This is a genomic window from Streptomyces hirsutus (assembly GCF_001418415.1).
Classification (GTDB): Bacteria; Actinomycetota; Actinomycetes; order Streptomycetales; family Streptomycetaceae; genus Streptomyces; species Streptomyces hirsutus.
Genome location: NZ_LIQT01000636.1, coordinates 1 through 2,437 on the forward strand (window position 1 = coordinate 1; position 2,437 = coordinate 2,437).

Below are 2,437 nucleotides of genomic sequence, written 5' to 3' on the forward strand. Positions count from 1 at the left end.
GTGCTGCTCCAACCGATGCGGGGGTCGCCGGTGCGGGGGGCGGCGGTGCGCCCTGCCGGTGTCCCTGTTTGAGTCATGTTCATGATCGCATTCCCCTCCTGTGCATCCCCCGGAAGGTCACAGAGTGCCAAATGGCGTGGCTGATGGGGAAGCTGGGGCGGGGCGACACGCCCAGGTTTGGGCATGCTGTCACGGGAGGGTGACGTTTGGTCACGGAACCGGACGGGGGAGCCGCCGGTGCCCGGTGACCGGTGCCGCCGTACCGCATAGGCTGTTGGTGTCGCGATTCCTGCGGTGATCCGTGCGAACGACGTGCGGGACGCCGGTGGGAAGGGCGTCGGTAAGCAGTCGAAACAGACGTGACAGTCGAATACGTTCCGTAACGACACGATGGTGGTCGGTGCGGGTCGTACAGAGTGCCGCAGGGGGCAACCGCCATGACGACAGGTCGGCTCGGGCAGAGAGCCGTGCCGCCGAATGCGGCCTATTCCGGGCAGGTCGTGCACTTCCCGGATCCGGTACGGGCGGCCCGTCACCCGAGAGGGGTACGGGTGGACGAGCGCGGTTACCCCGATTTCTCACCGTACGCGCGCGCGGCGGCGGAGATCGCGGAGCCGCCGGAGGGATTCGGTGTCGACGAGCTGCGGCTGACGGACTACGTGTCGGCGAACGCGGCGCTCGCGGCGACCGGTCATGAGCTGTGGGACACGGTGCCGGCGGTGGCGACGCCGCACGGCTGGACGTGGCATCACGTGGCGGCGTCACGGCAGCTGGAGCTGGTGCCGGTCGAGGTGAAGGCGCTGCTGCGGCACCACGGTGGTGTGGTGACGTCGGGCGTGGACCAGGAGAAGCGGGGCACGCGGCCGTTGCAGGAGACGCGCCCGGCGCATTTCCGGCTGCCGAAGTCGGGGCTCGCGGTGACCGAGGCCCAGGTGCTGAACGTCGAGGAGGACCTCGGCTACCGACTGCCCGGCGCGTACCGGTCGTTCCTGAAGGCGGCGGGTGGTTGCGCGCCGGTGGGCACGGCGCTGGACGCCGAGCTGGGCCTGCTGGTCGACCAGCCGTTCTTCACGGTGCGGGACGAGGCCGCGGTCAACGACCTGGTGTACGTCAACAAGTGTCTGCGTGATCACCTCACCAAGGACTATCTGGGCGTCGGTTTCGTCCAGGGCGGTCTGCTGGCGGTGAAGGTGCGGGGAGACCGGGCGGGTTCGGTGTGGTTCTGCTCCTACGACGACGCGCGGGACGTGGATCCGTCGTGGTCGCCGGCGGAGCGGGTGGAGCGGCTGCTGCTGCCGTGCGGGGACGACTTCGACGCGTTCCTGGCCCGGCTGGCGGGGTCGCCGCCGGAGCTGGAGACGGTGGCGAATCTGATGGTGGACGGCGGCTTCGCGCAGGTCGTTCCGGTTGCTGCGGGGGAGTGAGGTCCGGCGATGGTGACGTTCGCGCAGGCGCAGGAGCGTGCGGAGGAGTGGGTCAACGGGGATGTGCCGTCGTATCAGCACCGTGAGGTGCGGGTACGGGAGTTCGGCCTCGGTTTCGTGGTGTGGGCGGAGGACCGCGCGGACGGGCCGCGTTCGGACGGCGGCGCGCAGCGGCTGGTGATCGCCCGGGACAGCGGCGAGGCGACGCTGTGGCCCGCCCTGGCGGTGGGCGAGGTGATCCGCCGGTACGAGGAGCAGTACGCCCGTACGGACGCGGCGGCCGAACCGGCGCCGGCGGCTCCCGCGCGGGTGGACCTGAATCAGACGTCGTTCCTGCTGAGTCCGCCGGAATGGTTGCAGGAGGCGGCGGACCGGCTGGGGATCCCGGACCGGCGGGGGGAGACGTCGGGCGGTTCGGCGGGTACGGCCGGCGCGGCGGGTGCGGCCGGCGCGGCCGGTGGGTCCGGTGCGGGTGGTTCCGGGGGGCCGGTGCCGGGTGCGCCGGTGGCGCCCGGGAGCGGTACTGCCTGGCCCGCTGCCGGGGGCGGCTCCCCGGCGGGGCCCGGCGCGGGCACTCCGGGTGGACCGGCCGGGGCGACCCCGTGGGCCGGTACGGACACGAACGCCGACGCCGACGAGGACGGTTCGGTGCCGCTTCCGGTCACCGTTTTCGCTCCGCCGCTGAGCCAGTCCGACGACGACACGCCGCCGCCCCCTGCGTCGGCTTCGAACGCCCCGACGGCGCTGATGTCGGGGGGCAGCCAGTTGCCGCCGACGGCGCTGACACCGGCGTTCCCGGACGCGGAGGCGCGGACTCCGCCGCGCGCGCCAAAGACCCCGGCGACGCCGAGCGCCGCGGACATCGCCGACGCCGCGACCAGCAAGGCGGCTCCGCCGCGCCGCCCCTCGGGCCCGACGACGCCGCCTCCGCCGGGCGCCCCGGGCACACCGGGCATGCGGCCGGGGGGCACGCCTCCGCCTCCGTCGTCGCCCCCGCCGGGTCCCGGCGGGCA

1 protein-coding gene and 1 pseudogene are annotated in these 2,437 nt (G+C 73.3%); both read left to right on the forward strand.

Annotation, left to right across the window (positions count from 1 at the left end; translation table 11 throughout):
• Nucleotides 1–437: 437 nt before the first annotated feature.
• The gene (locus tag AOK11_RS36425; RefSeq protein ID WP_079035304.1) at nt 438–1,424 is read left to right on the forward strand and encodes an SMI1/KNR4 family protein; all 987 of its coding nucleotides are present in this window, start codon (nt 438–440) and stop codon (nt 1,422–1,424) included.
• Between the two features lie 9 nt (nt 1,425–1,433).
• Nucleotides 1,434–2,437: pseudogene (locus AOK11_RS36430) on the forward strand (SUKH-4 family immunity protein); the annotation flags it as partial.

What these genes read in the sequence shown, in the direction of transcription:
- AOK11_RS36425 (WP_079035304.1), top strand. Translation starts at nt 438, where the DNA reads ATGACGACAGGTCGGCTCGGGCAGAGAGCCGTGCCGCCGAATGCGGCC.